This is a genomic window from Paracoccus pacificus, assembly GCF_042680785.1.
Lineage (GTDB): Bacteria > Pseudomonadota > Alphaproteobacteria > Rhodobacterales > Rhodobacteraceae > Paracoccus > Paracoccus pacificus.
In genome coordinates this window covers 151,953-176,990 of sequence record NZ_JBHUEN010000016.1, presented here as the reverse complement: position 1 = coordinate 176,990, position 25,038 = coordinate 151,953, and the positions used below count along the sequence as shown (strand labels likewise).

Sequence of the window (25,038 nt, the reverse complement as noted above, 5' to 3'; positions counted from 1 at the left end):
GGTGCCGGTGCCAATTCGTGACGATCAGCCAGACACCGACCCCTCTCACCGGGGTATAAGGCCCGGCGGCGGGCGCAATGCCGGGCGGCTGATGGACATTTTGCGGGCGCAGGGTCCGATGGGCCGGCGCGGGCTGGCCGGGGCGCTTGGCGTGACGCCGCAGACCATCGGCAATCTGGTCGATACGCTTGTCGGCGACGGCTGGATCACGACGCTTGGCCCCGAGCGGTCGGGCCGGGGCAAGCCCGGCGCGCGCTATGCGGTCAACCCGGGCGGCGCTGCCTCGATCGGCTATGAGCTGGCGCGGGATCGCGTGCATTGGGTGGTGATGGATCTGGCCGGCGCCTTGCGCGATTCCGGGCAATTCGCGGTGGCCGACGCGGCGCCCGCCGCCATTCTGCCGCGTTTGGCCGCGCAGACCGCACAGTTGCGCCGCCAGCTTTTCGCGCCACTGGCCGGGGTCGGCGTGGTCGCGCCCGGCCCCTTCGGTCCCCTGCGCCGCGCGGCCGGTTTCGGTCGCGCCGCGGCATGGTCCGGGCCGGATCCGATTGCGCCCTTGCGCGCGGCGCTGGACGTGCCGGTCTATCTCGACAACGACGCCAATGCCGCCGCCTTGGCCGAGGCGCTGTTCGGCGCCGGTGCGCGGATGAGCGATTTTCTGACCCTCTATTTCGGCGAGGGGGTCGGGCTGGGCATCGTCGCGGGGGGTCGCCCCCTGCGCGGCGCTTATGGCAACGCGGGCGAGATCGGGCTGATGCGCCTGACCGAGGGCGATGCGCCGCTTGACGCGGTTGCCTCGGCGGCGGCGCTGCGCGACGATGGCGGCGATGCGGCGATCGCGGCCTGGATCGGCCGCGCGACCCCGCCGCTGGTGCAGGTTCTCAGCCTGCTGGAAGATATTTTCGATCCCGAACGGATCATCGTCACCGGCGATTTGCCGGCCGGCGCGGCCGAGCGTCTTTGCGCGGCGCTTCTGGCCGGCGGGGTCGCGCGCCCGGGACCGATCGCGGGCACGGCCGGGCCGCTGACGGCGGCGACCGGCGCGGCGGCGCTGCCCTTGTTCGACGTGCTGACGGCGCGATCCGAAACGGGCGACACCGTCTATTCACCCGCCCAGATGAACGAGATGCCATGACCGACCATGCCACGACCCAGATGCTGATCCGCGACGAGGCGCAGCCCGCCATCCTGCGGCTGTGGCGCGCGCTTGGCCGGCTGCGTTCGACCGTGACCTTCATGAACACCGGTGCCCATCCCGATGACGAACACAGCGGGCTGCTGGCATATCTGCGCTTCGGGCGCGGGATGCGGATCGCGATCGCCTGTTCGACCCGGGGCGAGGGCGGCCAGAACGCGCTTGGCCCCGAACGCGGCGATGCGCTTGGCCTGATCCGCACCGCCGAGATGGAGGGCGCCGCCGAGGTGCTGGACGCGCATATCGCCTGGGTCGGCTTCGGCACCGACGATCCGGTCCATGATTTCGGCTTCTCGAAGGATGGCGAGGATACGCTGCGGCGTTGGCGGGGCGATCCGGGGCAAGCAGATACGGGACCAGCAGATACGGGACAATCAGATACGGCGCAGGCTGATTTTGGGCATAATGCGCCTGGGCCGGGCGATCTGGTGACGCGGCGGCTGGCGGGCATGTATCGCGCGATGCGGCCCGATATCGTGCTGCCGACCTTTCTGGACGTGCCGGGCCAGCACGGCCATCATCGCGCCATGACCCGCGCCGCCCATGCCGCGCTGGCGCTTGCCGCCGATCCGGGTGCCGATCTGGGCGATGTCCATGGCGGCGATCTGGCGCCATGGCGGGTCGCGAAATTCTATCTGCCCGGCTGGTCGGGCGGCGGCGGCACCTATGATGATGAGGTGCCGCCCCCCGCGACCACAGTGACGGTTCAGGCCGACGTCCGCGCGCCGGTCCTGGGCGTGCCTTATGACCGCATCGGCGAATGGTCGCGGCGCCGCCATGGCTCGCAGGGGATGGGGGACTGGCCCGATCCGCCGCAGCTTTCATGGCCATTGCATCGCCCGGATGGCGGGGCCGAGGGCGACATCACCGACGACCTTCCCGCCGATCTGCACCAGCTTGCCGAAATGACCGGGCTGCCCGAACTGGCCGAAGCCGCGCAGGCGATCGACGCGGCCATCGCGGCCTTCCCCGACCCCGAGGCCATCATCGCGCCCCTGCTGCACGCTGCCGCCAGCCTGCGCGCGGCCGAGGCGGGATTACCCGCCGCTGTCGCGGAAGCCCATGGCCACCGGATCGCGAACAAGCGGCGCGAGATCGACCTCGCTCTGGCCGAGGCCGCCGGCATCCGCCTGCATCTGGCCGTGACGCCGCCCGACCCCGCAGCGGGTCAGCAGGCGGCGCTGACCGTTGCCGCCGAACATGGCGAGGAGATGCGCATTCTCAGCACCCGCTTTCATGCGCCGGACGGCGTCACGATAGCCGATGACCTGCTGAGCGTGGCGAAGGACGCAATCCCATCGCCCAATTTCACCGCCCTCTGGTCGCCCTTCGGCGACAGCGCCACCCTTTGGGCCGAGGTCGAGGCCGAATTGCGCGGCCACCGCCTGACCCTTCCGGTCGCGGCCCTGCCGGATCTGCGCATCCTGCCGAACCAGACAGCGGATATTTCGCCCGCGGCGGTCCTGCTGACCCCGGCCCGGCGCAGCGCCCGGCTGATGCTGCAACCTGCCGATGCGCGACTGCCGCCGGTTGACGGCCTTTTGGTCGAGACGCTGCCGGATGGCGGGCTGTCGCTGTCATGGCCGCCGGGTGCCGCACCCATGCGGCAGGCGCTGGCGTTGCGCAACCCGGATGACAGCGCCGCCGATACGATCCGGCGCGTCGCGCTGCCGGACGGCAGCCATGCGCCCTTGCGCGCGCCGGCGCGGCTGGAGGTTCTGGCCGTCGATACGGCGGCCCCCGCCGGGCGCATCGGTGTGATCGCGGGGACGGATCGTAGCGCCGAATGGCTGGAGCGGCTCGGCGCGGATTTCGATTTGATCGAGCGGCCCGATCCCGGCGTGCTGGCCGAATATGACAGCGTTCTTCTGGGGGTGATGGCGATGGCGCGGGGCGATGTCGCGCCCGGCACATTGCGCAGCTATGTCGAGGGCGGCGGCAATCTTCTCAGCTTCTATCAGCGCCCCGACCGGGGCTGGAACGCCGATCGCAGCGGTCCCGCCTTTCTGCGCGTGGGCACGCCCTCGCTGCGCTGGCGGGTGACGGACCCGGAGGCGGCGGTCACCGTGCTTCTGCCCGATCACCCGCTGCTGACCGGCCCGAACCGGATCGGGCCCGAGGATTGGCGGGGCTGGGTCAAGGATCGCGGGCTTTACTTCGCCGCCGAATGGGACCCGGCCTATCAGCCGCTTCTGTCGATGTCCGACCGGGGCGAAGCGCCGCTTCTGGGCGCGCTGATCTCGGCCCGGATCGGGCAGGGGCGGCACAGCTATTGCGCGCTGTCGCTGCCCCAGCAGATGGATGCGCTTGTGCCCGGCGCGTTCCGGCTGTTCGTGAACCTGCTGGCCCCGATGGCTGCCGGCTAGGGTTCGCGCCGCATCGGCGCATCACCCGCCGGTGCCAAAGGCCAATTCAACGGCGGGTCATGCGCCAACAACCGGACCGGCCCGGTCTGTCTCGGGGCCGATCGCCACCGGGCGGGGTTCACGCCCCCGAGGGGCGGCCCCCGCCGGCTGGAGACAATGCTTGCCTGTTTCGGGGCATCGTGCCGAACCAAACCAGACGTTCGCCGGAGGACGTCCAGCGGTGCCTCTCGACCGACCGGCTGCCGGGCCGGAAGCGTTCAGGCCCCGGCGCGGCGATCCTCTTGCACCATGCGGGCCAGCTTGGCGCCGATCATCATCGCCGGGGCGTTGGTGTTGCCCGAGACGATCTCGGGCATGATCGAGCAATCGGCCACGCGCAGCCCTTGGACGCCGCGCACGCGCAGGCGCGGATCGACCACGGCGCCATCGTCGGGCCCCATCCGGCAGGTGCCGGTCGGGTGATAGATAGTGGTCGAATTCATCCGTGCCCAGTCCAGCACCTCGTCATAGCCCTGCACGTCGGGGCGGGGGCGGAATTCCTCGGAAATGGCGGATTTCAGGGGTTCCGTCCGGGCCAGTTCGCGGGCGATCTCGATCCCGGCGACGATCGTGTCGCGGTCGGTCTGGGTGGCCAGATAATTCGGATCGATCCGCGGCGCGACCAGCGGATCGGCCGATTGCAGGGTGATCGTGCCCCGGCTTTCGGGGCGAAGCTGGCACACCGACTGGGTGAAGGCCGAGAAGGGATGCACGCCCTCGCCGGGGCTGTCGGCGGACCACGGCTGGATATGGAACTGAATGTCGGGCGTGGCGAGACCCGGCCGGGTGCGCATGAAGCCAAACACAAGGCTCGCCGCCATGGTCATCGGGCCGGTGCGGAACAGCGCGTATTCCAGCCCGATCTTCGCCTTGTTGAACAGGCTGCGCACCTCGTCGTTCAGCGTCGCCTCGCGGGTCTTGAAGACCAGCCGGGCCTGAAGGTGGTCCTGCAGGTTGCGGCCGACCTCGGGGGCGTCGTGCTGAACGGCGATGCCGTGGTCGCGCAGATGCGCCTGATCGCCGATGCCCGACAGCATCAGGATCTGCGGGCTGCCGATGGCACCGGCACACAGGATAACCTCGCGCCCGGCCCGGATCACCGCACGGCTGCCATCGGGGTGCTGCACCTCGACCCCGGTGGCGCGGCCATCCTCGATGATGACGCGGCGGACCTGCGATTTGGTCACGACCTCAAGGTTTTGGCGGTCGCGGATCGGTTTCAGGAAGGCCACGGCCGAGGAACAGCGCCATCCCTTGTTCACGGTCAGCTGAAAATGGCCGACGCCGTCCTGAACCGGGCCGTTATAATCGGGGTTATAGGGATAGCCGTTGGCCTTGGCGGCCTCGATCCACAATTCGCAGATGCGGCGGCGCAGGCGCGGGTCGGAGACCTGCAACGGGCCGTGCGTGCCGCGCCCCTCGCCACCGCCCGGACGCTGGAAGGTCTCCAGCTCCTCAAAGATCGGGCCCACGTCGCGCCACGACCAGCCCTCATTGCCCATCTGCGCCCAGTGGTCGTAATCCTCGCGCTGGCCACGGACGTAAAGCAGCCCGTTCAGCGACGAGGACCCGCCCAGCACCTTGCCGCGTGGCCAGTGAAGCGAGCGGCCGTTCAGCCCCGGATCGGGCGCCGTCTCATAGCACCAGTCGAAATTCGGGTTGTGCATGGTCTGGAAATAACCGACCGGGACATGGATCCACGGGCTGGTGTCGCGGTTGCCGGCCTCGAGCAGGACGACCCGCTGCGAGGGATCGGCGGAAAGATGGTTGGCGACCACGCAGCCGGCCGATCCCGCGCCGACCACAACGTAATCCGCGACTTCAGATGCCCGTTTCATGGCATGCTCCTTGCAAGATGGCTGTCGGATGCAAGTGCCGTCAGGCACTTGCCGTTTGCATCGGCGCGCCGCTGCGGTTGCGCCTTCCGATCAGGATGGCGCTGACCATCGACACCAGCCCGGCGAACACGACATAGACGCACAGCCAGAACGGGTCATTGCCATTGGCCGCCATCAGCGCCGTCGCGATCATCGGCGTAATCCCCGAGGCGAAGATGCCCGAGAACTGATAGACGAAGGACACGCCGGTATAGCGCACCGTGGGGTCGAACAGATCGGCGAACAGCGCCGCTTCGGGGCCATAGCACATCGGGTAAACGATCCCGAAGGGCAGCACGATCCCCAGAACCACCAGCACCGGATCGCCCGTGGACATCAGCGCGAATGCCGGAAACACGCTGAGCACCAGCAGAAGCGAGCCGATGGCATAGGTCTTGGGCCGTCCGATGTGGTCCGAAAGCCGTCCGAAGAAGGGAATGCAGAACACCATCACGATCGCGGCGGCGGCAACTGTCCACAGCGCGAAGGACCGCTCCATCCCGATGTCACGGGTCAGATAAAGGATCGAGAACACCGCGAAGACGTTGAAGAACACGCCGTCGATATAGCGGGCGCCCATGCCCAGGATGACGTTGCCCGGATAGCGCTTGAGCATCTGCATGAAGGGCAGGCCCTCATCGCGCCCGCGCGATTCCGCCCGTGCTTTCTTGAATTCGGGGCTTTCGCCGATATTGCTGCGGATCCAGGTGCCCAGCACCACCAGAATGACCGAGGCGATGAAGGCCGCGCGCCAGCCCCACGCCATGAACGACTCGTCCGGCAGCATGGTCAGAAGCGCCATCACGCCGGAAGCCATGAACAGGCCCAGCGACAGCCCGATCTGCGGGATCGAGGCATAGAAGCCGCGCTTGCCTTCGGGTGCAAACTCATAGGCCATCAGCACCGCGCCGCCCCATTCGCCGCCGATGCCGATGCCCTGCAGCACGCGCAGCACCAGAAGCAGGATCGGGGCAAGGATGCCGATGGTCTCATACGTGGGCAGAAGGCCGATCATCACGGTCGCGCCGCCCATCAGCAGAAGCGTCAGCACCAGCATGGTCTTGCGGCCGATGCGGTCGCCGAAATGACCGAAGATCAGGCCGCCCAGCGGGCGGGCGACAAAACCCACCGCAAAGGTGGCATAGGCCAAGAGCACCGATACGGTCGGATCGTCCGAGGGGAAGTAAAGCTTGTTGAAGACGATCCCGGCGACGACGCCGTAAAGGAAAAAATCGTACCATTCGATGGTCGAGCCGACGAGGCTTGCAAAGACCACCTTTCTGACATCGTTCTCTCGGCCGCCAGCCGGTTTGGCCTGGCCAATAGTTGCCGCCATGATATCCTCCCTGAATGCTGCGATGCTGCCCAATTGTTCAGCTATCCCCGGCGACTCCTCCGCCATGCCGGTAATTACCAAATTTACGCTGCGTCACCAAACCGTGTCAAAAGGTTTTTGATAGTTCTACTCTCATTTATTGAAATTCATGCGACGCTATGGCCAATTGGACCCACGACGGCGACGTTGTAAGATCGCAACCTACAGCGACGGAACCCAGGACCATGCGGCCCATTCAGGACGAAAACACCCTTCCCCCCAGTTTCCGGAATCTGCAGATTCTTGAAGTGGTTGCCGCCCTTGGACGGCCCCTGACCGCGACCGAGATCAACGCCGAGCTGAAGCTGCCGGTCCCGACCATTCACCGTCTGGTCGGCAATCTGGAGGCCGAGGGCTATCTGATCCGCCATATCGACGGGCGCAGCTATCAACCGGGGCCGAAACTGCGCCAGATGATGCGGGGCGTCATCCGCTTCTGGCATCAGGACCTGCCACAGCGCGACGTGCTGATTCGCCTGAACCAGAGGGTCGGCGAAACCTGCAATCTGGCGATCCCGGATGGCGACGCGATGCTGTATGTGGACCGGGTCGAAACGCAATGGCCGCTGCGCATTCAGCTGCATGTCGGCTCGCGCGTGCCGCTGCATGCCACGTCGGCGGGCAAGATGTGCCTGTCGCAGATGAATGACGGCAAGCTGCAACGCTATCTGAAGCGTGCCGAGCTGAAGGCCTATACCCCGCAGACGATCACCGACCCGCAGCGGTTGCGCGACGCGCTGCGCCAGATCCGCGAACAGGGATATTCGACCGATTCCCAGGAACTGGTGCCGGGCATGATCGCGCTGGCGGTTCCGGTTCTGGACCGCGTGGGCGAATTGATAGCGACGGTCTCGTTCCATGCCCCGATCCAGCGGCTAACGCTGGAGGGTGCGATGAAATACCTGCCCGACCTGCGTGCCGCGGCCGAGGAACTGTCGCAACTGGCCTGAGCTGCCTGACCGGAACTTCAGGCCCGGTGACAGGCGACGACGTGGCGGGGGCCAAGCTCGCGCAGGCGAGGCATCTCCTGCCGGCAGATGTCGATGGCGATCGGGCAGCGCGAGGCGAAGCGGCAGCCTTTCGGCAGGTTGACCGGGCTGGGCGGATCGCCCTGCAATCGCGCCCCACCGCCACGCCGGCGATGTTCCGGCGCAAGTGAGGGCGCGGCGGCGATCAGCGCCTGCGTATAGGGGTGCAGCGGGCGCGCGAAGATCTCTGCCGCCGGGGCCTTTTCGACGATCTGGCCCAGATACATCACCGCAATTTCGTCGCAGATATGGCGCACGACGCCCAGATCGTGGCTGATGAACAGATAGGTCAGCCCGGTTTCGCGCTGCAGCCGCCGGATCAGGTTCAGCACCTGCGCCTGCACCGCCACATCCAGCGCCGAGACCGGCTCGTCGAAGACGATCAGGTCGGGCCGGGTCGCCAGCGCCCGCGCCAGCCCGATCCGCTGCCGCTGGCCGCCGGAAAACTGATGCGGATAAAGCGATTTCAGCTCGGCCCGAAGGCCCACCTGCGTCAGCAACTCCTCGACCCGCGCATCGCGGCCCGAGGCCTCGCCCAGCCCCAGCAGGTCCATCGGCTGGCGGATGATGCGCCCGACCCTTTCGCGCGGGTTGAGCGACGAGAACGGATCCTGAAACACCATCTGAAAGCGCGGGCGGGCGCGGCGCAACTCCTCGCCCTCGATGCGGCTGATCGGGGTGCCGTCAAGGTCGACCTCGCCGGCGGTGATCGGGGCCAGCCGCATGACGGCAAGCGCGGTCGTGGTCTTGCCCGAACCGGATTCGCCGACAATCCCCAGCGTCTGGCCGCGCAGGATGTCGAAGCTGACCCCATCGACGGCGTGGACGGTGCGCCCGTTCGGCGCCGGGAAATGCACCTTGAGGTCGCGGACGGAAAGAAGCTGGTTCATGCCGGAACCTCCTGGGGTTCAAGCCGGATGCAGGCGGCCGAGTGATTGGCCGAGATCGCGACATGGCGCGGCTGGGCCAGAAGGCAGGCGTCGATGGCCAGCGGGCAACGCGGCGCAAAGGCGCAGCCCCGGCCCAGATCGGTCAGCGCCGGCACGATGCCGGGAATTTCCGGCAGATCGGCGTCGGGATCGGCGTCGATGCGGGGGATGCTGGCCAGCAGCCCGCGCGTATAGGGATGGCCGGGATTGTCCAGCACCGCATCGGCCGGGCCACGCTCGATGATCCGGCCGGCATACATGACCGCGACCTTGTCGGCCATTTCCGCCACCGCGCCCATGTCATGGGTGATCAGAATGATCGCGGTGCCGGTGCGCTGGCGCAGATCGTCGAGCAGCGTGAAGATCTGCGCCTGCACGGTCACGTCCAGCGCGGTCGTGGGTTCGTCCGCGATCAGCAGCTTCGGTTCGCAGGACAGCGCCATCGCGATCATCACCCGCTGCCGCATGCCGCCGGACAACTGGTGCGGATAGGCGTCCGCGCGCAGTTCCGGTTCCGGGATGCCGACGGCGCGCAGCATCTCGACCGCGCGGGTCCGGGCGGCGCGGGGACTGGCCTTCTGATGCAGGCGCACCGCCTCGGCGATCTGTTCGCCGCAGGTAAAGACCGGGTTCAGCGAGGTCATCGGCTCCTGAAAGATCATGGCGATGTCACCGCCACGGATCCTGCGCAGCTCCGACTGCGGCAGCTTGGTCAGGTCGCGGCCCTGAAAGCCGATGCTGCCGCCGACGATCCGGCCGGGCGGTGACGGGATCAGCCCGAGGATCGACAGCGCGGTCATGCTTTTGCCGCAGCCGGATTCGCCGACGATGGCCAGCAACTCGCCCGGTGCGACGGTGAAGGACACATCGTCCAGCACATGGGCCACGCCCCGGCGGGTGGCGAAATCGACCTTGACGTTACGGATGTCCAGAACGGGATCGGCCATGGCTCAGCGCTCTCTCAGACGGGGGTTGAAGGCATCGTTCAGGCCGTCGCCGACAAGGCTGACGCCCAGCACGGTCAGAAAGATCATCACGCCGGGCAGCGTCACCACCCACCACGCGTCGAGCAGATATTCCCGGCCCGAGCCGATCATCAGCCCCCAGGACATGACGTTCGGATCCGACAGACCCAGAAAGCTCAAGCCCGCCTCGAACAGGATCGCCATGCCGATGGTCAGCGTGGCCGAGACGATCAGCGGCGGCAGCGCATTGGGCAGGATCACCCGCCAGATGATATTGCCGTCGCCCGCGCCGATGGCGCGCATGGCGCTGACATATTCCAGCGTGCGGATGCGGCGGAACTCGGCCCGGGTCAGGCGCGCGGTCTGCGGCCAGCTGACGATGCCGATGGCCAGCGCCACGTTCATCAGCGTCGGCTGAAACAGCGTCACCACCACCATCGCGAACAGCAAGGGCGGCAGCACCTGAAAGAACTCGGTCACGCGCATCAGCAGATCGTCGACCCAGCCGCCATAGAACCCGGCATAGGCGCCGATCACCACCCCGATCACCATGGTGATCAGCGCGGCGGCAAAGCCCACCGCCAGCGTGGCGCGGCCGCCCGCGATCAGCCCCGCAAGGATGTCGCGGCCAAGGTTGTCGGTGCCCAGCGGGATCGTCGGATCCTCGCCCGGCGGCGACAGCGGCGCCCAGACGATCTCGAACGGATCGACGTGATACAGGAACGGCCCGGCAAAGGTCATCAGCACGACCAGCGTCAGCAGCAGCAGCCCCAGCATGGCCGAAGGGCTGCGGCGAAAGATGTCCCAGGCTTCGGCCATCGGGCCACGGGCGGCTGGAACCGAGGTTCTGGCTTGCGCGATCATGGGCTCAATGTCCTTTGGCAAGGCGCGGATCCAGCAGACGCGAGACGAAATCGGTCAGCAGGTTCGCGATGATGACAAGCAGGGTGGAAAAGAACAGGATGCCCAGCACGGTCGGATAGTCGCGGGCGAGGATCGACTGAAAGGCCAGCGTGCCAAGACCGGGCCAGCTGAACACCGTCTCGACCAGAACCGCGCCGGAAATGATGGCGCCGAACTGCATCCCGGCCACGGTGACGACCGGCAGAAGCGCGTTGCGGAAGGCGTGATGGTTCAGCACCCGCCTTTCGCTGACGCCCTTGGCGCGGGCGGTGCGGATATAGTCGGCGCCCAGCACCTCCAGCATCGAGGCGCGGGTCAACCGGCTGTATTGCGCCAGATAGACCAGCCCCAGCGTCAGCGCGGGCAGCACCAGATGGTGGGCGATGTCCAGCGCCCGGACCAGCGGGCCGCCCTGTTTCACGATATTGATCATACCGGCGACCGGGAACAGCGGTATCTTGGCCGCGAACAGGATCACCAGCATCAGCCCGGTCCAGAAGACAGGCGCCGAATAGCCGACCAGCGACAGGACCGTGACCAGCGTCGAGGCGATGCCGCGCGGCTTCCGCGCCGCCATGACGCCCAGCCGGGTGCCGACGATCAGCGCGAAGGCCAGCGCGGCGGTGACCAGCAGCAGCGTCGGCCCCAGCCGCGACAGGATCAGTTCCACCACCGGGCGGTTATAGAAATACGAGGTGCCCAGATCGCCCTGCAGCGCCCGGCCCAGATACAGCCCCAACTGCGTCAGGATGGGCTTGTCCAGCCCGTATTGCTGGCGGATGGCGGCCATGACCTCGGCATTGGCGCCGCCCATCTCGCCCGCGATCACCTCGGCCGGGTCGCCGGGGGCAAGCTGGATCAGCAGGAAGTTCAGCACCAGCACGGCAAGGATCAGGGCGGCTGCGTAAAGCAGCTGCCGCAGGATACGATAAGCCATCGGAAATCTCCGCCTATTGCTTCAGCCAGACCTCGTCCATCGGGCCCATCGGACCCCAGATCGAGATCGGCGGGTTCTGCACCGCCTGATTGTAGACCGTGTGATAGGGCACTTCGTTGATATAGTGGATCGGGATGTCGTCGGTGATCTGCTTGAAGGCCTGCGCGTAAAGGTCCTTGCGACGGGCCTGATCCGCCTCGACCCCGGCCTCGTTCAGCAGCTTGTCGACGTTCTCGTTGCAATATTGCTGGGTGTTCGACCAGATGATGCCCTCGCGGATGTTCGAGCACAGATAGGTCCGGTTCACCCCGATCACCGGGTCGCCCCAGTTGAACACCTGATCCATGGTCATGTCGAAATCATAGCTCGAGATGCGCTGCGCCCAGGTCGGAAAATCCGGCGAGGCGCGGACGCTGACCGTGACCCCGACCTTGGCCAGCGCCGCCTTGACATATTCCGCGACGGCGCGCTGCTGTTCCTCGTTATCGGGGATATAGTCGATCTGAAGCTCCAGCTTCTTGCCGCCCTCGCCATATCCCGCCTCGGTCAACAGCGCCTTGGCCTTGTCCAGATCAAAATCATAGCGGGCCACATCCTCGGTGAAGAAGGGGCTGCTTGAGACCACCGGCTCGATCGCCGGCTTCGACAGCCCGGCATGCAGCGCCTTGGTCACGAAATTGCGGTCGATGGCATAGCCGATCGCCTGACGCACGCGCACATCCGACAGCGCCGGGTGCTTGGTGTTGAAGGCCAGCCAGTTGATCGGGCCGATACCGGCTTAACCCTTGTCGGTCAGACCCATGCCCTGAGCCTTCTCCAGACGCCGGATCAGCCGGGTTGAATCGAGCAGCGGATAAAGCTGCGCCTCGCCCGATTCCATTGCCAGAACGGCCGAGTTCGCGTCCTGATATTGCTTGATCACGATGCTGTCGAGATAGGGTTTTCCTTCCAGAAAGAAGCCGTCATAGCGTTCCAGAACGATATACTGGCCCGGCTCGAACTGGGTGACCTTGAACGGGCCCGAGCCGACCGGCAGGTTGTTCTTGGGGTTCGACTTGATGTCCTGACCATCGTCAAAGACATGCTTCGGCAGGATCGGCGTCAGCGCCGAGGACAGCGCCAGCAGGATCGCCGGATGCGGCGTTTTCATGCGGATGACCACGGTCTGCGGATCGGGCGCCTCGAACGCCTCGACCGGCGCCAGCATGGATGAGAAGGGGTGATTGTCCTTGACCACGCCCAGCGACCAGATCACATCCTCGGACGTGATCGGCTTGCCGTCATGGAAGGTCGCGCCCTGCCGCAGCTTCAGCGTCAGCACCTTGTTGTCGGGGCTGAACTCCCAGCTTTCGGCCAGATAGGGCTGCGGGGTGAAATCCTCGCCATAGCGCAGCAGCGTGGCGAATATCTGCGCGGCCGGCACGGCGGTGGCGATGCCGGATTGCACCGCGGCGTTCAGGTGCCGGGGCTTCTGGATCGAGGCCACGACCAGCGTGCCGCCGCGCTGCGGCTGGTCCTGGGCGAAAAGCGGCGACGAGCACGCCAGAACGGTCAGGGCGGCGGCGCCGCCAAGCAGGGTGCGACGGCTGAAGTTGGGGGTGAGTTTCATCGGTCTCTCCTGTCGGGACATGCGCCGGATCTTTGTGCCGGTCGCGGACAGGTCATGAATCCGCCACAAGGGTGCCATGCGGCAAATGCATTTTTGCAGCCGAATTCCTCAGAAATCCTGTGGAATGTAGGGGCGGACAAAGGCGCGGTCGAATTCGCCGCGCACCGCCTGCATCTCGCAAGTGGCAATAATCGCTTCGGAAACCGGTGCAAGCTTGACGTCGCGTCGGGTCAGAAAACCGGCCCGGGGTGCGACGTGATCCCCCGCCAGCGGCAGCCGGACCAGATCGCCGCTGGCATAGGTCTGCTTGCTCATCGGGCGGATGTTGAACACGCCATAGCACATTCCGGCCGCGATCAGCGCCCGCATCATGTCGGTCGAGCGCGCCGAATAGACCACGTTCGGCTTTAGCCCGCGCGCCGCGAACAGGTCCATCAGATAGCGCCGCGACAGTTCCAGATCCAGCACCACCAGCGGCTCGGGCGCGAGCTGTTCAAGCGTCACGAAACGGCCGCTGGCCAGCGGATGCGACACCGGCAGCGCCGCGTGCGGATAGCCCACGAACAGCGACAGGAAGCGATAGGCCAGTTCATGCACCGGGCCGTAGCACAGCGCGAAATCGGCGTCGCCGCTATCCAGAATCCGCCCGATTTCCTCGGAGTTTCCCTCGATCACGTCGATCTTCAGATCGGGGTAACGCTGGCGGACCTCGGACAGGATCGTCGGCAAAAGGATCGGCGCCAGCGGCGTGAAACAGGCGATCCGGGCGGTGCCGTCGACGATCTGTTCCAGATCGGTGATCTTGCTGTTGAACCGCGCCTGCGCCGCCAGCAACAGCCTGATTTCGTCCAGAAACTTGCGGCCGAACGGCGTGACCGCGATCCCGCGCGACGGCACGCGGGCAAAGATCGGCTGCCCGGCCTGCGCCTCGATATGGTCGATGGCGGCGGCGATCGAGGATGGCGAGACCGCCAGCGCCTCGGCCGCCGCGGTGATCGACTGATGCCGCTCGGCCGCTTCCAGATAGCGCAGGTGCTTCAGCGTGTAATGCATCTCATCCTCAGCGAAATAGAGGAATTACCCCGTAATTATGCATTTCACGCAGGATATTTGTCACGATTATTCTGCATCTCAGCCCCATCCGACGGAGAGTTGCATGACCCCGACCCTTTTTTCCGCCCGCCGCATCATCACCATGGACCCGTCCCGCCCCGAGGCCACGCATGTCCTTGTATCCGGCGACGGCCGGATCCTCGCCGTGGGCACCCCGGATGAGATGGGGGATTGGGGCGAGGCGACCCGTGACGACCGATTCGCCGACAAGATCCTGATGCCGGGCTTTGTCGAGGGGCACGCGCATATGATGGAAGGCTCGGTCTGGCGCTTTACCTATCTGGGTCATTACGGTCGCATCGCCCCCGATGGCCGCCACTGGGACGGCATCACCAGCACCGATGCGCTGATCGCGCGGCTGCGCGAACGGGCGGCGGAACTGGGCGACGGGCCGGTGGTCGGCTGGGGTTTCGATCCGCTGTTCGTCCCCGGCGAGCGGCTGTCGCGGCTGGATCTCGACCGGGTTTCGACCACGCAGCCGGTGGTGGTGCTGCATTCCAACATGCACCTGCTGACCGCCAACAGCGCAGCACTGGCACTGGCGGGCTATGACGAAACCACCGACGTGCCGGGTGTTTTGCACAGCGCCGACGGCCAGTTGCATGGCGAATTGCACGAAATGGCCGCGATGTTCCCGGTCATGCGCCGCGTCGGTGCCAGTTTCCGCAATCTGGGCGGCGACCCCGAATCGATCTGGAATTTCGCCCGCTCGGCCTGCCGGGCCGGGGTGACGACCTCGACCGATCTGCTAAGCGATCTGGCCGAGGAAACGCTGGCCGATCTGTTGGCCACGACCGCCGAGGACGGCTATCCGCTGCGCGTGGTGCCGATGCTGTCGGCACTGGCGCTGCCCCCGGCCGAGGTCGGTCCGCGGGCGCTGGAACTGCGCGCGCGCTCGACCGACCGGCTGCGGATGGGCGGCGTCAAGATCATCACCGATGGCTCGATTCAGGGCTTTACCGCGCAATTGCTGGCGCCGGGCTATTATCGCGGCACCGATAACGGCATCTGGAACATCGCCCCCGAGGCCTTGAACGCCATGGTCGACGACCTGAACCGGCAGGGCATCCAGATGCATATTCACGTCAACGGTGACGGCGCCAGCCTTGCCGCGATCGAGGCGCTGGAGGCCGCGCTGGCGGGCCATTTCCGCCCCGATCATCGCCACACGCTGCAACATTGCCAGATGGCCGACCGGGCGCAATTGCGCCGCATCGCCGCGCTGCAATGCTGCGTGAACCTGTTCGCGAACCACCTCTATTATTTCGGCGACAAGCATTATGAGATCACCATCGGCCCGGAACGCGCCTGCCGGATGAACCCCTGCGCCAGCGCGCTGGAACTGGGCATACCGCTGGCAATCCATTCTGATGCCCCGATCACCCCGCTGGCGCCGCTGGTCACCGCATGGTGCGCGGTCAACCGCCAGACCGACGGCGGACGGCAGCTTGGCACCTCCGAACGCATCTCGCTGGATCAGGCGCTCTATACCATCACGCTCGGCGCCGCCCATACGCTGAAGCTCGATGCCGAAATCGGCTCGGTCGAGGTCGGCAAGCGCGCCGATTTCGTCGTGCTGGAGGACGATCCCCATGCCCTCGGCCCCGAGCGGCTGCGCGAGGTGCGGGTCTGGGGGACGGTGTTCGGCGGCCAGCCGGTCCAGACGGGATCGTTCTGAATGGACGCGGCCCTGCCGGTCAATCTGCTCTGCGGCTATCTGGGCGCGGGCAAGACCACGCTACTGAACCGGCTGCTGGAACAGGGTGATCAGCGCATTCTGGTCATGGTCAATGATTTCGGCGACATCGCTGTCGACGCCGCGATGATCGCGGGCCGTTCGGCCGAAACCATCCAGCTCAGCAATGGCTGCATCTGCTGTTCGATGGGGGGGGGCCTGTTCGAGGCGTTCGAACGCGCGCTGGCGCTGCGCGACCGCGTCGACCGGCTGGTGATCGAGGCAAGCGGTGTCGCCGAACCCGACCGACTGGCGAATTTCGCCCGCGCCGAGCGTGATCTGGATTGCCGCGCCGTCATCGCTGTTGTCGATCCACAAAGCCTTGCGGAGCGGCTGGCGGACCCGCGGATCGGCAAGGTGGTAAAGCGCCAGATCGCCGGCGCCGACGCGGTATTCCTGTCCCGCGCCGATGTCGCCGAGCCCGCCGCGATGCGCCACGCCGCCCGGCTTGTTGGCGGCATCAACCCGCTGGCCAGCCAGCACCAGCGGCTGGATGGCGGATTCATGACCACTCTGGCCGCCTCGCATGACGCGAAAAGCCTTGCGGCCGTGACCGTGGGCGAAAATCACAAGAACCTGTTTGCCAGCCGCACCATCGCGGTCGGCGCGATCCCGGATTCGCAAGACCTGACCGCGATCCTGACCCGCCATGCCGGCGCGATCCACCGGCTGAAGGGGTATGTTCAGTTGCCGGATATGGCGCAGATCCACCTGCTGCAACTGGCGGGTGGCGTTCTTTCACTGGAACCCGTCGACGCGCCCGAGGGCGTCGCGGTCAACCGACTGGTGGCGATCTCGCCCGATGCGGGCGCGCTGGCGAAGCTGGCGGCGGAGGTCGAGAATATCGGGATCATCAGCGCGGTTCCGGAATGACGCGGATGTATCCGCACCGAGCCTTACGGATGTTTCGGCGCGGGATGTGCCGCTCGTTGTGAAACGGCGGCTATGCAGGGGCATGGTTCCGCGTAACGGCGACGATGCCGGTCGCAGGCGGCAACGCCGGCGTGCCGCCAAGGCCAGCTTGACGGGGCAGGGCGGAACCTGCCGTTGAAAACGCAGGCCACCGCGCGTCTGTCCGCTTTCGGGACTGATGCGTCGATGACCCGGCCGAGGGTCGCCTGGGTTGCGGTTAGCCAATAAAAATATTATTATTCAATGTGTTGACTGCAATTCGTTGGACACATTCTGATGTGAACCCATGCCTGAACCGTGGCGGCGGCGGCACAGTCGGCTGCGCGGGTCAGTGGAAACCCCGAAAATTCTGGACCCGAACGCCCCGATCATGTCATCAAGGGCGCCTTTTTCAATCCCAAGGAGGAATCGCCATGCGACCCGGTCGCACCCCGCCCGTGACCCTGAACCTGACCCGCCGCGCGCTCGCGCACCGGCTGGCCGGCGCTGCCGCCGTGATCGGCATCGGGGATAGCGCGGTGGCGCGGCAGGCGGTGAACCCGGCGCCGGTCCTGGACCCCGAGTTGCGCGATGCGGCGCTGCGCGGTCTGGCTCTGGCCGGCTATCGCGGCGACCCGGTGACGGCGGCGGCGGCGAATGCCGCGCTGGACCGGCTGGCGGCAACCGACCCCGAGGCCGCCCTGCTGGGCCGCATCTATCAGATCCTCGACGTGCGCCCGGCGCGGTATTGGCCCGAGGATGTGCCCGAGGCGGCGGCGGCCGATCTGGCGGTATTGCACGCGGCCATCCGTGCCTGCCAGCCGGTGGCCTTCGGCTATACCGACCTGTCGGGGAACGAGACCACGCGCAGGGTCCTGCCGCTGGTGCTGGTCCACCCGCCTCAGGGCGTCAAGCTGCTGGCCTGGTGCGAGGAACGCGCGGGCTTTCGCCAGTTCTTCGTGCGCGCCATGACCGCGCTGACCCCGCAACCCGGTGATTTCGGCGCCGATCGCATGGCGCTGTTGCAGGGGCTTCTGGACAAGGAGACCGGGCGGGTCTGATCCCGCCCGGCCATGCCCGGTTCACGCGGCGCCGGTCACGTCCGGTCGCCGCCCCTCCCCAATTTTGCCCCCTCCCAATTTTGCCCTCCCGCATGCGCCAGCGCCGAGTGGTCAGTCGCAAACCCCGATTCTGGCCAGTTCGGCCCAAGGCCTCAGCTGCTAGACCGACGGCGGGTCGAGGATGAAGGGGGGAAGATGTCTGCCATTCAGGACCAGTTCGCGGCGCTGATGCGCCACAAGGCCGGCACCGAGCCGCCGCCCGTGCTGACGCCGGCGCTGGCGCGCAAGCTGATCGCGCGTCTGGACGGCGTTCGGCTGTTCGCGCATGGCTATGCGTTGCTGACCAATCTGACGCAAGGCCAGATCCGGCCGGCGGATCTGCTGGAATTCGCCTGGCATCACGAGTTGCAGGGGCTTTGCCTGCATGTTCTCGACGGCGAGGAAAACAGCCTGTCGCAAATGAACAACGCCCAGTTGCGGGCCTTTGGCGCGCGGGCCCGCGATCTGGGGCTGGATCTGCATGTCGAGATCAGCACCACCCAGCACGACAGCGTCGACCGCGCCGTCCACATCGCGCGCAGCATCGGTTCGCGCAATATCCGGGTCTATTCGCGGTATGAGGGCCGTCTGTCCGAGGTCATGGACCGGATCGAGGCGGATCTGCGCTATCTGGCGCTTCTCGCCGACCGCTACGATCTGAATTTCGACTTTGAACAGCATGAGGAACTGAAAAGCCACGAGATCGCGGCGCTGCTGCGCAAGGTGGATCATCCGCGCCTGAACGCGCTGTTCGACTTTGGCAACATGATCAACGCCAACGAGCGGCCCTTGCCGGCGCTGCGGGCGCTGGCGCCGTTCATCCGGCAGGTCCACCTGAAGGGCATCCGTATCGTCCCGCAGGGCAACGGCACCGGCCATTACGGCGTGTTGCAGGGCAGCCCCGAGGACGACATGCCCGGCCCCCGCATGTTCTATGAACTGCTGATGCTGGGCGAGCAGACGGCGCAGGTCGTGGCCTTCGCGCTGGAGCAGGAAAACCACTATGTCGCGCCGGCGTTCCGCCAGTCCGACGAGGGCGCGGATCCGTTCATTCCCTACCGCGAGATGAGCGACACCGGCCTGCCGCCCGGCCTGACGCTGGACAGCATGATGGCGGGCGAACACCGCTGGCTGGAAAATCAGCTTGCCTATATGCGCGGCCTGATCCGCGAGCTGCGCCTTTTGGCGGAACTGGTGCTGGCCGAGGCCGCCCAGCCCGTCACCCGATCCACCGAACTTATGGGAGAACCGCAATGACCGCTGCAAGCCGGGCCAAATGGCTGCGTTTTATCGTGCTGATCCTTGGTGGCGGCACGATTTACAAGCTGGCCAATATCAAGGACGCCTTCTATGTGCCCATGCAGGAAATCATGGGGCTGAGCCATACCCAGATCGGCACGCTGCTCAGCATCAACGCCATCGTCGCCACGGTGCTGTTCGTGGTCGGCGGCATGCTGGCCGACCGTTTCGACACCCGCAAGCTGATCCCGGTCGGATTGATCGGGGCCGGGCTGCTGGGTCTCTATATGGCGACGTTTCCGGGCTATAGCGGGATGCTGGTCATCTTCGCGCTGCTCGCGGTCTGCGCCGACTGCATCTATTGGCCGGCGCTTTTGAAGGCGATCCGCAATCTGGGCGATGACGACGAACAGGGCCGGATGTTCGGCTTTCTGGAAGGCGGGCGCGGGGTCGTCGATACCATCGTCGCCTTCTCGGCGCTTGGGGTGTTCGTCGCCATGGGGTCGGGCGCCGCGGGTCTGAAATCGGCGATCATCTTCTATGCGTTGATCGACATCGCCGCGGGCATCGTGACCTGGTTCCTGCTGCAGGGCGCCGCGGCCAAGACCGCCGACACCACGGCTGCCCCGTCCTCTGGCGCATCCGCGGGCATCCTTGCGGCGATCCGCGTCCCGGCGATCTGGCTGGTCAGCCTGAACGTGTTCATGGTCTATATCGTCTATTGCGGCCTGACCTATTTCATCCCCTACCTGAAAGAGATGTACAGCCTGCCGGTCGCGCTGGTCGGCGCTTACGGCATCATCAATCAGTATTTCCTGAAAGTGCTCGGCGGCCCGACGGGTGGATTTCTGGCCGACAAGAAGTTCCACAGCGCCAGCCGCTATATCCGCTGGGCCTTTCTGGCGCTGCTGCCGGTGATGGGGCTGATCGTGATGCTGCCGACCGGGCCGGGCTATATCTTCCCGGCGATGGCGGCGACGCTGTCCTTTGCCTTCATCGTGTTCACCATGCGCGGCGTGTTCTGGGCCCCGATGAGCGAGATCGGCATCCCCTCGAACATCACCGGCTCGGCCTTTGGCCTTGGCTGCCTGATGGGCTATGCGCCGGGCATGTTCGCCTACACGGTCTATGGCGCGATCCTTGACCGTTTCCCCGGGCAGCAGGGCTATACCTATGTCTTTGCCCTGATGAGCGTCCTTGCCGTGATCGGTTTCATCGTGGCCAGCGTGCTGACGCAGATGATCCGCAAAACCGCGGTTCCCCCCGACGCCGTGGCGGCCTGACCGCGCCTTGCCATGCCTTAAGAAAGGGGCCGCCCCATGGGGTGGCCCCTTTTCTATCGCGCCGCTTCGGCCACTACCCGGGCCAGCGCCGCCATGCCGGGGGCGAACTGACGCTCTGCGACCCCGGCGAAACCCAGCAACAGCCCGGGCCGTTCGGGCCGCGCCACGCAATAATCGCTGAGCGCATAGCCATGCACCCCGGCGGCGGCTGCGCGTTCCGCTATCACCCGGTCGCCCAGCCCCTGCGGCAACCAGACCACCGCATTCATGCCGCTGTCGGGGCGGTCGGCCTGAAACAGCCCGGCACCGGCCTGTTCCGCCGCCGCCATGAACTGATCGCGACGCTCCGCATAAAGCTGGCGCATGTGGCGCAGATGGGTGGCGAAATGCCCCTCGGCGATGAACTCGGCCAGCGCCATCTGCGCGGGCAGCGGCGCGCAGCGGAACATCAGCGCCACGGCGTTGCGGAACAGCCCGACTAGATCCGGCGGCAATACCAGATAGCCGATGCGCAGGGCCGGAAACAGCGCCTTGCTGAAGGTGCCGACATAGATCACCCGCCCGGCCCGGTCGATACTGTGCATCGAGGGCAGGGGGCGGCCCTGATAGCGGAACTCGCTGTCATAATCGTCCTCGATGATCCAGCCGCCCGTGGCCTCGGCCCAGTCGAGCAGCTTCTGCCGCCGCGCCGGCGACAGGGTCCGGCCCAGCGGATGGTTGCGCGAGGGCATCACGAAGGCCATGCGCGGATCGGGATGGGCAAGGAGCGCTGCATCGAAATCCATGCCCTCGGCGTCGACCGGCACATCCAGCAGCCGCCGGCCGAGCGAGCGGAACAGGTTGCGGGCGATGAAGGGACCCGGGTCCTCGAACAGGATCGCATCCTCGGGCTCGGTCAGAACCTGCGCGGCCAGCATGAAGGCGGCATGGGCGCCCGGCGTGATAACGATCTGTTCGGGCGTGCAGACATCACCGCGATGCAGCGCCAGATAATCCGCGATCGACTGGCGCAGCGGCAGATGCCCCTGCGGTTCGGAATAGCCCATCTGACCGCGATAGCTCATCTGGGTCTGGCGGTTCACGCATTGCTGCCAGACGGCAAAGGGAAAGTGATCATAGGCGGGGCTGTTCGGCAGGAAAGGGCGCGAGTCGTGGACGTCGATATCCGCGTCCAGCGTCCCCAGCCGGCCGCCGAATCCCGACACATTCGCCGCCGCGCCGACCGGCGTGGATGCCGCCTGACGCGGCGCGCCTTGCGGCAGATGCCGGGGCAGGGCGCTGGTCACGAAGGTGCCGGCACCGGCGCGCGTCTCGAGAAACCCTTCGGCCGCAAGCCGGTCCAGCGCCTCGGTGACCGTGGGGCGCGACACCCCCAGTTCAGCGGCCAGCGTCCGGCTGGAGGGCAGTTTGCTGCCTTCGGGCAGCGCGCCCGACAGGATGACGGCCCGCAACTGATCCTCCAACTGGCGCGCCAAGGTGGACGCGCTTTGTCGGTCCAGACTGATCCCCGACAGGATTGCACCGGATTGTCGTCGCGCCATGGCCTGGAACCTTGCCCCGCAGGATCGTCCGATTCCCTGATCCAGCATTGGCGAAATCGGCGCGAAGTCAAATCGAGAACGACGTTGGCCGGGATCCGCCATCCGTTTCCGGCGGCACCCTCCGTCATGCCGGCTGATCCGTACCGTGCTGGCGAAGGTGTAAGGTCGGCCCGACAGCACACGCATCGCGCGGACGCGGTTGCGCAGGGTCCGGCGCCGGTGGTCGGGTTTCGTGCGGCGATCGCGGTATCGGCCTGTCGGGCTTGGGCTGAACGTCGCGCACGCGCGGCCCTTCATCGGCGGGTCAAGCTTGGGTCGGCTGTTGTCGCGCCACGCCCGAACCCGCATGACCGCATCGGCATGTCCGCAAAAGGCATCGTCATATGCAGCCAGCCGATACCGGGCGCAACGGCTTCGATTGCCTGTCTAAATTCCCTTTTCCGCCACATGGACCCAATCTTCCGGGAAGGCGCGCTCGTATGATGCAAAAGCGCCTTCGTCGGCGCAAAGACGGCGTTCAGGCGGGGGCAAAAATCACCCCCGCCAGCGTCGTTCCCAAGCCTCATTGCTCAGCCGGCGATCCAGCAATCCTCCGCTGCGGCGTCCCGGACCGCGCTGCGCATCTGCTTTGCCGCGGCGACAAGATGGGCGATGGCACGCTCGACCTCGGGCCATCCGCGGGTCTTGAGACCGCAATCGGGGTTCACCCAAAGCCGTTCGGCGGGGATCAACTCGGCCGCCGCCTTCAGCAGCGCGACCATCGAGGCATCATCCGGCACGCGCGGGCTGTGGATATCCCAGACGCCCGGCCCGATCTCGTTCGGATAGGCAAGATCGCGGAACACCTCCAGAAGCTCCATGTCCGACCGCGAGGTCTCGATCGAGATCACATCGGCGTCCATCGCCGCGATGGCCGGCATGATGTCGTTGAATTCGGAATAGCACATATGGGTGTGGATCTGCGTCCCGTCCGCGACCGGGGTCGAGGCAAGGCGGAAGCAGTCGACCGCCCAGTCCAGATATTCCGGCCATTCGGCCTTGCGGATCGGCAGCCCCTCGCGGAATGCGGCCTCGTCGATCTGGATGACCGGCAGCCCGGCGGCTTCCAGATCGGCCACCTCGTCCCGGATCGCCAGCGCGATCTGGCGGCAGGTCTGGGCGCGGGGCTGGTCGTTGCGCACGAATGACCATTGCAGGATCGTCACCGGCCCGGTCAGCATCCCCTTCATCGGCCGGTCGGTCTGCGCCGCTGCGAACCGCGCCCAGTCCACCGTCATCGGCGCCGGGCGCGAGACATCGCCGAAGATCACCGGCGGTTTCACGCAGCGCGAGCCATAGGACTGCACCCAACCGTTTCTGGTGAAGAAAAAGCCGGCAAGCCGCTCGCCGAAATATTCCACCATGTCGTTGCGCTCGAACTCGCCGTGGACCAGCACGTCGAGCCCGGCTTTCTCTTGCCGGCGGATGCAGTCGCGGGTCTTGTCCTCAAGAAAGGCCCGATAGCCGGCATCGTTCAGATCGCCCTTGCGATGGGCGGCGCGGGCTTTTCGGATCTCGGCGGTCTGCGGGAAGGATCCGATGGTGGTCGTCGGATAGGCGGGCAGGCCAAGCCGGGCTTTCTGAGCCTTGATGCGGGTCGCAAACGGGCTTTGGCGGCGCAGGTCGGCCGGGGTCACCGCGGCGAGGCGGGCCTTGACGGCGGGGTCATGGATACGGGCCGAGGCCCCGCGCCGCGCGATGGCGGCATCGGCCGCGTCGAAGGCAGCGGCGGCGCTTGCCCGGCCATCGCCGGCTGCGCGGGCCAAGGCCGTCACCTCGTCCAGCTTTTGCCGCGCGAAGGCCAGCCAGCCGCGCTGTTCGGCGTCAAGCTCCGTTTCATGCGCCAGGTCCACCGGCACATGCAGAAGCGAACAGGACGGCGCGATCTCGACCCGGTCAGCGCCAAGCGCCCGCACCGCCTGATCGGCCAGCGCAAGCGCCGGTGTCAGATCGCCGCGCCAGATGTTGCGGCCGTCGATCAGGCCAAGCGACAGGGTCTTGTCGCCGATGGCCGCCAGCACGCCGCCAAGCTGACCCGGCGCGCGGACCAGATCGACATGCAGACCGTCCACCGGCAATTGGCAGGCAAGCTCCAGATTATCCCCAAGCGCCCCGAAATAGGTCGCAAGCAGGATTTTCGGGCCCTTGCCGCTGAGGGCGGCATAGGTGCGGCGCAGGGCTTCGGCCTCATCCCCGCTCAGGTCGCGCACAAGGATCGGTTCGTCGATCTGCACCCAATCGGCGCCGGCGGCTGCAAGGCTCGCCAGCAGTTCGGCATAAGCCGCAATCGCCTGATCCAGCAGCGACAGGGGGGTGACGCCTTCGGTCTTGGCCTTGGCAAGCGCCAGCCACGTCACCGGCCCGACCAGAACGGGGCGGGTCTGGATGCCTTGCGCGCGGGCTTCGGTGAACCGCCGCACGGGGATATCACTGGCAAGACGCAGGCGCGTCCGATCGGTCAGTTCCGGCACGATATAGTGGTAATTCGTATCAAACCACTTGGTCATCTCCATCGCCGGGGCGGCATCGGTGCCGCGCGCCATGGCGAAATAGGCGTCGAGCCCCTGCAACCCGCTGAACCGTTCGGGAACCGCACCAAGCATCGCCGTGGTATCAAGGATCTGGTCATAGAACGAAAAATCGTTCGACGGGATGCGCTGAATTCCGGCATCGACCTGCGCCGCCCAGTTCGCCGCGCGCAGATCGGCGCCGACGCTTTCAAGCGCCGCCGCACCGATCTCGCCCTTCCAATAGGCTTCCACGGCCTTCTTGAGTTCCCGTTTGGCCCCGATGCGGGGATAGCCGAGGTTTGCTGACGTGACCATGTTCTTCTCCTGCAATGTTTCGGCGGGGATAGCCCGGAATTGATCATGA

General features: G+C 66.4%; 17 protein-coding genes and 1 pseudogene. 8 read left to right on the top strand and 10 right to left on the bottom strand.

Going from position 1 to position 25,038, the window contains the following annotated elements; genetic code table 11:
• Positions 1-91: 91 nt before the first annotated feature.
• Positions 92-1,135: an ROK family transcriptional regulator gene (locus ACFSCT_RS06305; protein ID WP_379141081.1), complete on the top strand. Its 1,044-nt coding sequence runs from the start codon at positions 92-94 to the stop codon at positions 1,133-1,135.
• Positions 1,132-3,561, top strand: coding sequence for a PIG-L family deacetylase (locus tag ACFSCT_RS06300; protein ID WP_379141079.1), 2,430 nt, complete (start codon positions 1,132-1,134; stop codon positions 3,559-3,561). The genes ACFSCT_RS06305 and ACFSCT_RS06300 overlap by 4 nt, the downstream gene beginning before the upstream one ends.
• 257 nt (positions 3,562-3,818) lie before the next feature.
• Here the strand turns inward: ACFSCT_RS06300 and ACFSCT_RS06295 are convergent, their stop codons facing one another.
• Complete coding sequence (locus ACFSCT_RS06295; protein WP_379141077.1) at positions 3,819-5,438, bottom strand: GMC family oxidoreductase; 1,620 nt, start codon at positions 5,436-5,438, stop codon at positions 3,819-3,821.
• Between the two features lie 40 nt (positions 5,439-5,478).
• Entirely contained in the window at positions 5,479-6,813 is a 1,335-nt protein-coding gene (locus ACFSCT_RS06290; RefSeq protein ID WP_379141076.1) for an MFS transporter, read from the bottom strand.
• A 224-nt stretch (positions 6,814-7,037) separates the two neighbouring features.
• Between ACFSCT_RS06290 and ACFSCT_RS06285 the strand changes: the two genes are divergently transcribed.
• A complete protein-coding gene (locus ACFSCT_RS06285) occupies positions 7,038-7,802 on the top strand; it encodes an IclR family transcriptional regulator (RefSeq protein ID WP_379141074.1) in 765 nt (254 codons plus the stop codon).
• Between the two features lie 17 nt (positions 7,803-7,819).
• On the opposite strand, the gene ACFSCT_RS06280 is transcribed toward ACFSCT_RS06285, so the two are convergent.
• From ACFSCT_RS06280 to ACFSCT_RS06255, 6 genes and pseudogenes are all read right to left on the bottom strand, one after another.
• A complete protein-coding gene (locus ACFSCT_RS06280) occupies positions 7,820-8,770 on the bottom strand; it encodes an ABC transporter ATP-binding protein (protein ID WP_379141072.1) in 951 nt (316 codons plus the stop codon).
• Positions 8,767-9,756, bottom strand: a complete 990-nt coding sequence (locus ACFSCT_RS06275) for an ABC transporter ATP-binding protein (protein WP_379141070.1) — start codon at positions 9,754-9,756, stop codon at positions 8,767-8,769. The genes ACFSCT_RS06280 and ACFSCT_RS06275 overlap by 4 nt, the downstream gene beginning before the upstream one ends.
• 3 nt (positions 9,757-9,759) lie before the next feature.
• Positions 9,760-10,593, bottom strand: coding sequence for an ABC transporter permease (locus tag ACFSCT_RS06270; protein WP_379141107.1), 834 nt, complete (start codon positions 10,591-10,593; stop codon positions 9,760-9,762).
• 49 nt (positions 10,594-10,642) lie between these two features.
• The gene (locus ACFSCT_RS06265; RefSeq protein ID WP_181745975.1) at positions 10,643-11,614 is read right to left on the bottom strand and encodes an ABC transporter permease; all 972 of its coding nucleotides are present in this window, start codon (positions 11,612-11,614) and stop codon (positions 10,643-10,645) included.
• A gap of 13 nt (positions 11,615-11,627) precedes the next feature.
• A pseudogene (locus ACFSCT_RS06260) lies at positions 11,628-13,223 on the bottom strand (ABC transporter substrate-binding protein).
• Between the two features lie 108 nt (positions 13,224-13,331).
• On the bottom strand, positions 13,332-14,276 hold the full coding sequence (locus ACFSCT_RS06255; protein WP_379141068.1) for a LysR family transcriptional regulator: 945 nt from the start codon (positions 14,274-14,276) through the stop codon (positions 13,332-13,334).
• A 103-nt stretch (positions 14,277-14,379) separates the two neighbouring features.
• Here ACFSCT_RS06255 and ACFSCT_RS06250 point away from each other — a divergent pair, with 103 nt between their 5' ends.
• From ACFSCT_RS06250 to ACFSCT_RS06230, 5 genes are all read left to right on the top strand, one after another.
• Complete coding sequence (locus tag ACFSCT_RS06250) at positions 14,380-16,014, top strand: amidohydrolase (protein ID WP_379141067.1); 1,635 nt, start codon at positions 14,380-14,382, stop codon at positions 16,012-16,014.
• The gene (locus ACFSCT_RS06245) at positions 16,015-16,944 is read left to right on the top strand and encodes a CobW family GTP-binding protein (RefSeq protein WP_379141065.1); all 930 of its coding nucleotides are present in this window, start codon (positions 16,015-16,017) and stop codon (positions 16,942-16,944) included. It abuts the gene before it with no gap.
• A gap of 452 nt (positions 16,945-17,396) precedes the next feature.
• A complete protein-coding gene (locus ACFSCT_RS06240) occupies positions 17,397-18,023 on the top strand; it encodes a WYL domain-containing protein (RefSeq protein WP_379141063.1) in 627 nt (208 codons plus the stop codon).
• A 195-nt stretch (positions 18,024-18,218) separates the two neighbouring features.
• Entirely contained in the window at positions 18,219-19,319 is a 1,101-nt protein-coding gene (locus ACFSCT_RS06235) for a sugar phosphate isomerase/epimerase family protein (protein WP_379141061.1), read from the top strand.
• A complete protein-coding gene (locus ACFSCT_RS06230; RefSeq protein WP_379141060.1) occupies positions 19,316-20,584 on the top strand; it encodes an MFS transporter in 1,269 nt (422 codons plus the stop codon). Before ACFSCT_RS06235 ends, ACFSCT_RS06230 begins: the two co-directional genes overlap by 4 nt.
• Before the next feature lie 53 nt (positions 20,585-20,637).
• Here the strand turns inward: ACFSCT_RS06230 and pdxR are convergent, their stop codons facing one another.
• Both pdxR and metE read right to left on the bottom strand, forming a co-directional pair.
• A complete protein-coding gene (pdxR, locus tag ACFSCT_RS06225; protein ID WP_379141058.1) occupies positions 20,638-22,125 on the bottom strand; it encodes a MocR-like pyridoxine biosynthesis transcription factor PdxR in 1,488 nt (495 codons plus the stop codon).
• A gap of 569 nt (positions 22,126-22,694) precedes the next feature.
• A complete protein-coding gene (gene metE, locus ACFSCT_RS06220; protein ID WP_379141056.1) occupies positions 22,695-24,989 on the bottom strand; it encodes a 5-methyltetrahydropteroyltriglutamate--homocysteine S-methyltransferase in 2,295 nt (764 codons plus the stop codon).
• Positions 24,990-25,038 lie beyond the last annotated feature (49 nt).

What these genes read in the sequence shown, in the direction of transcription:
- ACFSCT_RS06305 (WP_379141081.1), top strand. Translation starts at nt 92, where the DNA reads ATGGACATTTTGCGGGCGCAGGGTCCGATGGGCCGGCGCGGGCTGGCC.
- ACFSCT_RS06300 (WP_379141079.1), top strand. Translation starts at nt 1,132, where the DNA reads ATGACCGACCATGCCACGACCCAGATGCTGATCCGCGACGAGGCGCAG.
- ACFSCT_RS06295 (WP_379141077.1), bottom strand. Translation starts at nt 5,438, where the DNA reads ATGAAACGGGCATCTGAAGTCGCGGATTACGTTGTGGTCGGCGCGGGA.
- ACFSCT_RS06290 (WP_379141076.1), bottom strand. Translation starts at nt 6,813, where the DNA reads ATGGCGGCAACTATTGGCCAGGCCAAACCGGCTGGCGGCCGAGAGAAC.
- ACFSCT_RS06285 (WP_379141074.1), top strand. Translation starts at nt 7,038, where the DNA reads ATGCGGCCCATTCAGGACGAAAACACCCTTCCCCCCAGTTTCCGGAAT.
- ACFSCT_RS06280 (WP_379141072.1), bottom strand. Translation starts at nt 8,770, where the DNA reads ATGAACCAGCTTCTTTCCGTCCGCGACCTCAAGGTGCATTTCCCGGCG.
- ACFSCT_RS06275 (WP_379141070.1), bottom strand. Translation starts at nt 9,756, where the DNA reads ATGGCCGATCCCGTTCTGGACATCCGTAACGTCAAGGTCGATTTCGCC.
- ACFSCT_RS06270 (WP_379141107.1), bottom strand. Translation starts at nt 10,593, where the DNA reads ATGGCCGAAGCCTGGGACATCTTTCGCCGCAGCCCTTCGGCCATGCTG.
- ACFSCT_RS06265 (WP_181745975.1), bottom strand. Translation starts at nt 11,614, where the DNA reads ATGGCTTATCGTATCCTGCGGCAGCTGCTTTACGCAGCCGCCCTGATC.
- ACFSCT_RS06255 (WP_379141068.1), bottom strand. Translation starts at nt 14,276, where the DNA reads ATGCATTACACGCTGAAGCACCTGCGCTATCTGGAAGCGGCCGAGCGG.
- ACFSCT_RS06250 (WP_379141067.1), top strand. Translation starts at nt 14,380, where the DNA reads ATGACCCCGACCCTTTTTTCCGCCCGCCGCATCATCACCATGGACCCG.
- ACFSCT_RS06245 (WP_379141065.1), top strand. Translation starts at nt 16,015, where the DNA reads ATGGACGCGGCCCTGCCGGTCAATCTGCTCTGCGGCTATCTGGGCGCG.
- ACFSCT_RS06240 (WP_379141063.1), top strand. Translation starts at nt 17,397, where the DNA reads ATGCGACCCGGTCGCACCCCGCCCGTGACCCTGAACCTGACCCGCCGC.
- ACFSCT_RS06235 (WP_379141061.1), top strand. Translation starts at nt 18,219, where the DNA reads ATGTCTGCCATTCAGGACCAGTTCGCGGCGCTGATGCGCCACAAGGCC.
- ACFSCT_RS06230 (WP_379141060.1), top strand. Translation starts at nt 19,316, where the DNA reads ATGACCGCTGCAAGCCGGGCCAAATGGCTGCGTTTTATCGTGCTGATC.
- pdxR (WP_379141058.1), bottom strand. Translation starts at nt 22,125, where the DNA reads ATGGCGCGACGACAATCCGGTGCAATCCTGTCGGGGATCAGTCTGGAC.
- metE (WP_379141056.1), bottom strand. Translation starts at nt 24,989, where the DNA reads ATGGTCACGTCAGCAAACCTCGGCTATCCCCGCATCGGGGCCAAACGG.